The organism is Streptomyces sp. SID9727, assembly GCF_010550605.1.
Taxonomy (GTDB): domain Bacteria; phylum Actinomycetota; class Actinomycetes; order Streptomycetales; family Streptomycetaceae; genus Streptomyces.
The window spans coordinates 1-7,152 of sequence record NZ_JAAGNI010000461.1; the positions used below are offsets into that span (position 1 = coordinate 1).

Genomic DNA, 7,152 nt, shown 5'->3' on the forward strand with positions numbered 1-7,152 from the left:
CCGGGATCACCGCGCTGCGCCTGCTCCGCGCGGCCGGTCCGGTGGCGGGGCGGCGGATCCTGCTCACCGGGGCGAGCGGGGGCGTCGGCCACTACGTCACCGAGCTGGCGGCCTCCTCCGGCGCGGCGGTGACGGCGGTCAGCGCGACCCGGGAGCGCGGGGCGCGGCTGCTGGAGCTGGGGGCCGAGGCGGTGGTGACCACGCCGGAGGACGCGGAGGGCCCCTACGACGTGGCCCTGGAGTCGGTGGGCGGGGACTCGCTGCCGGCCGCGCTGGCCCGGCTGGCCCCGGGCGGCCTGCTGGTCTGGTTCGGCCAGGCGAGCCGCACCCCGGTCACGCTGGACTTCTTCGACTTCTTCGGCGGTCCCGCCCAGGCCCGCATCGCCCACTTCGACTACACCCGCGCCGACACCACGTATGCCGCCGAACTCGCCACCCTGGTGCGGCTGGTGGCGGGCGGGCGGCTGCACCCGGAGATCGGCTCGGTCCGCGACTGGTCGCGCACCGGGGACACCGTCGCGGACATCCGGGCGCGCCGGGTGCGGGGGAACGCGGTCCTTACGGTGGGATGAGCCGGCGGGACGGTGTACGGCGATGAGTCCGGGCCGCCCGAGGAGTCACCCCTTGCGTTGTCACCCATTCACCGGGAGAAGAGCACCCATGACTCAACTGCTGAAGGTCCAGAACTTCACCGTCTCCGCCGACGGCGTCGCCTGCGGGGAGAACCAGACCCTGGAGCGGCCCTTCGGCCATGTCGACCCGGGGCAGCTGTTCGCCTGGGCCGGGGCGACGGCGAGCTGGCCGAACCGGACCGACGCGGGCGGCAGCCGGGGACTGGACGACTACCTGACGCGGGACTTCTCGCACAACATCGGCGCCGAGATCATGGGCCGCAACAAGTTCGGTCCGCAGCGCGGCCCGTGGGAGAACCACGAGTGGCAGGGCTGGTGGGGCGACGAGCCGCCGTTCCACACCCCGGTGTTCGTGATGACGCACCACGAGCGCCCTTCGTTCACGCTGTCCGACACCACGTTCCACTTCGTGGCCGGCGAGCCCGCCGACGTCCTCGCCCGGGCCCGGGAGGCCGCGCAGGGCAAGGACGTGCGGCTCGGCGGTGGGGTGACGACCGTCCGCGAGTTCCTGGACGCCGACCTGGTCGACACCCTGCACATCGCGGTGGCGCCGCAGAAGCTGGGGTCGGGCCTGCGGCTGTGGGACTCGCCGGACGAGCTGCGCGACCGCTTCCACCTGGACGTCGTACCGAGCCCGAGCGGGATGACGCACCACCTGTTCTGGCGGAAGTAGCCCGCCGGACCGTGCGGGGAGGCAGGGCGTTGCATGATCATGCGAGATGATGCATAATCTTCCTATGTCCAAGGTCCTCACCTCCCTGCCCACCGGCGAACGCGTCGGCATCGCCTTCTCGGGCGGCCTCGACACCTCGGTCGCGGTCGCGTGGATGCGCGACAAGGGTGCCGTCCCGTGCACCTACACCGCCGACATCGGCCAGTACGACGAGCCCGACATCGCCTCGGTCCCGGGCCGCGCCAAGACGTACGGCGCCGAGCTCGCCCGCCTGGTCGACTGCCGCGCCGCACTCGTCGAGGAGGGCCTGGCCGCGCTGACGTGCGGGGCGTTCCACATCCGCTCCGGCGGCCGGGCCTACTTCAACACCACGCCGCTGGGCCGCGCGGTCACCGGCACGCTCCTGGTCCGGGCGATGCTGGAGGACGACGTCCAGATCTGGGGCGACGGCTCCACCTTCAAGGGCAACGACATCGAGCGGTTCTACCGCTACGGCCTGCTGGCCAACCCTCACCTGCGCATCTACAAGCCCTGGCTGGACGCCGAGTTCGTGACGGAGCTCGGTGGCCGCAAGGAGATGTCGGAGTGGCTGGTCGCCCACGGTCTGCCCTACCGGGACAGCACCGAGAAGGCGTACTCCACCGACGCCAACATCTGGGGCGCCACCCACGAGGCCAAGACGCTGGAGCACCTGAACACCGGTGTGGAGACCGTCGAGCCGATCATGGGCGTGCGGTTCTGGGACCCGTCGGTCGAGATCGAGACCGAGGACGTCACGATCGGCTTCGACCAGGGCCGCCCGGTCACGATCAACGGCGAGAAGTTCGAGACCGCCGTCGACCTGGTCCTGAAGGCGAACGCCATCGGCGGCCGCCACGGCCTGGGCATGTCCGACCAGATCGAGAACCGGATCATCGAGGCCAAGAGCCGGGGCATCTACGAGGCCCCCGGCATGGCCCTGCTGCACGCCGCGTACGAGCGCCTGGTCAACGCCATCCACAACGAGGACACCCTCGCCCAGTACCACAACGAGGGCCGCCGCCTCGGCCGTCTGATGTACGAGGGCCGCTGGCTGGACCCGCAGGCGCTGATGGTCCGCGAGTCGATCCAGCGCTGGGTCGGTACGGCCGTCACCGGCGAGGTCACCCTGCGGCTGCGGCGCGGCGAGGACTACTCGATCCTCGACACCACGGGCCCCGCGTTCAGCTACCACCCGGACAAGCTGTCCATGGAGCGCACCGAGGACTCCGCCTTCGGCCCGGTCGACCGCATCGGCCAGCTCACCATGCGGAACCTGGACATCGCGGACTCCCGCGCCAAGCTGGAGCAGTACGCGGGCCTCGGCATGATCGGCACCTCGAACCCGGCGATCGGCGCGGCCCAGGCCGCCGCGACCGGCCTGATCGGGCAGCTCCCCGAGGGCGGCGCCGAGGCGATCGCCTCGCGCGGCGAGGTCTCGGACCAGGACGAGATGCTGGACCGCGCGGCGATGGAGTCCGGCACGGACTGACCCGCCCCGCACGCACGACCGGCCGGACACCCCTCGGGGTGCCCGGCCGGCGCTGTTCCGCCGGGAGGCGGTCCAGGTCACCTGTGCCGTGCGTGCATCTCCCTGACGAGCCCGCCCGCTCCGCTGACATCGACGTAGTCACCGGACGACACCGCGCCGCCCGTGGTGGACCAGCCCCCGAAGTCCCACCGCCAGTCCCCGTCGAGGGTCGCGGTGACCGTCGCCTTCAGCGCACCCGTGGAGCTGGACCGCACCGTCTTCACGGTGGTGTACGAGGACGTGCCCCTGGGCCGGAACTGCAACCGGACGGACGCGTCCGCCACACCGGTGTACGCGTGCTTCACCCAGTCCGCCCGCTTGAGGGTGCCGGTCACGGTGATCGGCTTGCCCTTCGCCACCGGCTCGGGCGCCGCGTTGACGGTGGCCTTGGCGTAGCGCCGGATCTGCGCGCTGCCGGACACGGTGCCGTACTCCTCCGCGACGAGATGGGAGTCCCCCTCGAAGAGCCGGCCCACGAAGCCGATCTTCCAGGTGGTCGCGTCGTTGTGGGAGTCCAGCCGGTAGTACGGGTCCACGTAGAGCGACCCCTCGCAGTCCGCGATCCGGTCGCTCTTCTCGTAACAGGTGTAGATCCCCATCTGGAGCCCACCGCTGTCGATGCCCTTGGCCGCCGTGGTCCCGTGGTAGAGAAACGGTTCCGCGTCGTACGCGAAGGGATCGGCCGTGCTGTAGCCCGGAGGGAGGGTGACCCGGAACGTCACCGGCGGCTCCTTCACCTCCGTGGTGCCCACCACGATGGGCTTCCCCCCGTTGACGACGACCCGCGACACCGTGATCCCGGTGTCCGCGGCCCGCGCCGTCGGAGCCGTGAACGCCGAGAGGGCCAACGCCCCCGCGAGCGCGGCCACGGTCCCGGTTCTGCCTGCTTTCATGCGCACCTCGTTGCTGCGTGGGGAAAAGGCGGGCGGGCAGGCTACCAGCGCGCCGGAACCGGGGCCGCACCGGTGCACCCGCTCCCCCACGTGACCGAGCCCACCCCCCACTCCCGGACGACTGCCGCAACAATGAAGACGTGATCACCTCACCCGCACGGAGCCCCCGCCGCGCCGAGCACGCGGCGACGCCGTACGTCGACCTGACCCGGGCGGAGTGGAGCGCGCTGCGCGACAGGACTCCGCTGCCGCTGACCGCCGAGGAGGTGGAGCGGCTGCGCGGGCTCGGCGACGTCATCGACCTCGACGAGGTGCGGGACGTCTACCTGCCGCTCTCGCGCCTGCTGAACCTGTACGTGCAGGCCACCTCCGGGCTGCGCGGCGCCCTCAACACCTTCCTCGGGGACGCGGGCAACGGGCAGGGCGCGCAGCGCGGCACCCCGTTCGTCATAGGCGTCGCGGGCAGCGTCGCCGTGGGCAAGTCCACCACCGCGCGCATCCTCCGGGCGCTGCTGGCCCGCTGGCCGGAGCACCCCCGGGTCGAACTGGTCACCACCGACGGGTTCCTGCTGCCGATGAAGGAGCTCCACGCGCGCGGCCTGATGTCGCGCAAGGGGTTCCCGGAGTCGTACGACCGCCGCGCCCTCACCCGTTTCGTCGCCGACATCAAGGCCGGCAAGGACGAGGTCACCGCCCCCGTCTACTCCCACCTGATCTACGACATCGTGCCCGGCGAACGGCTCACCGTCCGGCGCCCGGACATCCTGATCGTGGAGGGGCTGAACGTCCTGCAGCCCGCCCTGCCCGGCAAGGACGGCCGCACCAGGGTGGGGCTCGCCGACTACTTCGACTTCAGCGTGTACGTGGACGCCCGGACGGAGGACATCGAGACCTGGTACCTCAACCGCTTCCGCAAGCTGCGCGAGACGGCGTTCCAGGACCCGTCCTCGTACTTCCGCAAGTACACCCAGGTCTCCGAGGCGGAGGCGATGGAGTACGCGGCCACCATGTGGCGGACCATCAACCGGCCGAATCTCGTCGAGAACGTGGCGCCGACCCGTGGGCGTGCCACGCTGGTGCTGCGCAAGGGGCCCGACCACAAGGTGCAGCGGCTGTCACTGCGCAAGCTCTGACTTCTGGGAAGGTCCTCCGTGCTGCATCTGCGCCTGATCGTGCCGGCCGACCGCACGGACGAGGTGACGAGCCTGCTGGAACGGACGGCCGGCACCGCCCACCTCGCGGTGCTGCCGGGCGCGGCCCGCGACCCGGCCGGCGACGTGGTGCTGTGCGACGTGGCGCGCGAGGCGGGCGACGAGCTGATCGGGGCGCTGCGGCGGCTGGGGGTCGACCGCTTCGGGGCGATCACCGTGAACGAGGTGGACCTCACGCTCTCCGCGTGCGCCGAGCGGGCCGAGGAGGCGGCGCCCGGCGAGGGCGCGGACGCGGTGCTGTGGGAGGAGCTGTCCGAGGCGACCCACGAGGAGTCCACGTTCAGCGTCACCTACCTGGCGTTCCTCGCCGTCGCCACGATGCTCGCGGCCTGCGGTGTGATGCTCGACAACGCGATCCTCATCGTGGGCGCGATGGCGGTGGGCCCGGAGTTCGGTCCGCTGGCCGGGATCTCGACGGCGCTGGTGCAGCGCGCCCCGCGCCTCGTGTGGCGTTCGCTGTGGGCGCTGGTCGGCGGCTTCGCGGCGGCCATGGCGCTGACCGCCGGCTTCTCCTGGCTGATGGACCTGCTCGGGCTGTTCGAGGAGAGCATGATCGAGGCCGACCGGCCCAACACCTCGTTCGTCTGGCAGCCGGACTGGCTGTCGTTCGTCGTCGCGTTCCTCGCGGGCATCGCCGGGACGCTCTCGCTCACCTCGGCGAAGTCGGGCGCGCTGATCGGAGTCGCCATCTCGGTCACGACCGTCCCGGCCGCCGCCAACGCGGCGGTGGCCTTCAGCTACAGCGACTACCCCCAGATGTCCGGGTCCGCGCGCCAGCTCGCGGAGAACCTCGGCGGCATCGTCCTCGCCGGCACGCTGACGCTGATCGCCCAGAAGACGCTGTGGCGCGCGGCAAAGCGCCGCCAGCGCGCCCAGGAGCCCCCGGCGGCGAAGGACACCTCCGGTGGCGAACCGGCAGGATGAAGGCCGCTCAGTCTTCCGTAACCTCCACACGTGCCCGGCGGCGGGCTGATGGCACTCTTCGGCCATGACCGAGACCGGGGAAGTGATCTGCCGCGTTCCCGCACGGCGCGTGATGGGGTGGGGTGCCGGGGCGGGCGCCGCCGGAGCGGTCGTGGCCGCGCTGCGCGCGGGACACGTGGACGAGGCCGATCCGTGGTTCATCGCAGGTCTCGTGGTCGCCCTGGCGGGGCTGTGCTTCCTGTACGCGGCCACCGCGCGGCTCACCGCGGGCGCGTACGGACTGCGCTCCCGGACCCTGCTGCGCCGCCGTACGGTGCCGTGGTCCCGGATCGTGGATCTGCGCCGGTACGTGCAGCCCGGGCGGAACCAGGACATCCACCGCGTGAGCGTGCTGCTGGACGACGGACGGGCGTGGCTGCCGCCCCTGCCGGTGGGCGGGAACGACGATGCGGCGTTCGACGCGGACCTGAGGGCGCTACGCGCTCTGCACCGCCGTCACGGGGCCCCGGCGTCCGACCGGGCGCCCGTCATCACGTACCGGTCGGCGGGACGCCGGACCCTCGCCACCTGGATCGTGTGCGCGGTGCTGCTCGCCGCCTCGGCCGTGGCCGCGTCGTACGTGGCGGACGCCGCGTCGGAGCAGCGGGCGTGGCGGGCGGCCGTGCCCTGCACCGCCGCCACCCCGGCCGCCGAGCGCCGCGACTGCCTGACCACCTTCGACGGGGTGATCGAGCGGACCGACGTCCATCAGGGCAAGGGCACCAGCTGGCTGTACTTCACCGACGACCGCCCGGTCCACCGGCTCGGGGTCTCCCGGGACGACGCGGCGGCGTTCCGCGCCGGGGAGAAGGTGGAGCTGGTCTTCTGGCACGGCTCGGCCAGGACGGTCACCGGCGCGCACCGGGTCTGGCACGACCACCTCATCAGCCCCGGGGAACTCGCCGTCTTCTCCGCGCTCTGCCTGCTGGGCGCGGGATACGCGGTGGCCCGGCTGCTGGTCCGCCGGCGCGGGCGCGGGCTGCGGGACGACGAGGTGCTGCCCTCCGCCCTTCCGTTCGCGTACGCGCTCGGCGTGACGGCCGTGTGGCTGCTGCCCCTGCTCCACCAGCACGCGACGGACCCGCTGGGCTCGCCGCTGAGGGTGGTCTGGGCGGCGGCGGGCACGGCGGTCACCGCGGCCGGGCTCACCCTCGCCTGGCGGGCCACCCGCCTCCGTGCCCCGGGCGAGGCCACGGCCGCCGCCCCGGACGGGCGCGACCACTTCCTGGCC

The 7,152-nt window shown here is 72.5% G+C and carries 7 protein-coding genes; 6 read left to right on the top strand and 1 reads right to left on the bottom strand.

The genetic code is table 11. The features are described from left to right. The 3 genes from G3I41_RS32060 to argG all read left to right on the top strand — a co-directional run. The coding region (locus G3I41_RS32060) for a zinc-binding dehydrogenase (RefSeq protein WP_164404046.1) at positions 1 to 572 on the top strand (572 nt) is incomplete at its 5' end. Between the two features lie 88 nt (positions 573 to 660). Then, complete coding sequence (locus G3I41_RS32065) at positions 661 to 1,305, top strand: dihydrofolate reductase family protein (RefSeq protein ID WP_164404047.1); 645 nt, start codon at positions 661 to 663, stop codon at positions 1,303 to 1,305. A 64-nt stretch (positions 1,306 to 1,369) separates the two neighbouring features. Beyond that, positions 1,370 to 2,815 (top strand): argininosuccinate synthase, encoded by a 1,446-nt coding sequence (argG, locus tag G3I41_RS32070; protein WP_164404048.1) that lies wholly within the window; start codon positions 1,370 to 1,372, stop codon positions 2,813 to 2,815. A 77-nt stretch (positions 2,816 to 2,892) separates the two neighbouring features. Here the strand turns inward: argG and G3I41_RS32075 are convergent, their stop codons facing one another. Beyond that, positions 2,893 to 3,747, bottom strand: a complete 855-nt coding sequence (locus G3I41_RS32075) for a hypothetical protein (protein ID WP_203601953.1) — start codon at positions 3,745 to 3,747, stop codon at positions 2,893 to 2,895. Between the two features lie 140 nt (positions 3,748 to 3,887). Here G3I41_RS32075 and coaA point away from each other — a divergent pair, with 140 nt between their 5' ends. The 3 genes from coaA to G3I41_RS32090 form a co-directional block, all read left to right on the top strand. Then, a complete protein-coding gene (coaA, locus tag G3I41_RS32080) occupies positions 3,888 to 4,880 on the top strand; it encodes a type I pantothenate kinase (RefSeq protein ID WP_164404049.1) in 993 nt (330 codons plus the stop codon). An 18-nt stretch (positions 4,881 to 4,898) separates the two neighbouring features. Further along, complete coding sequence (locus tag G3I41_RS32085) at positions 4,899 to 5,882, top strand: DUF389 domain-containing protein (protein ID WP_164404050.1); 984 nt, start codon at positions 4,899 to 4,901, stop codon at positions 5,880 to 5,882. 64 nt (positions 5,883 to 5,946) lie between these two features. Next, positions 5,947 to 7,152 (top strand): PH domain-containing protein (locus tag G3I41_RS32090; RefSeq protein WP_164404051.1); only part of this gene is annotated, 1,206 nt, incomplete at its 3' end.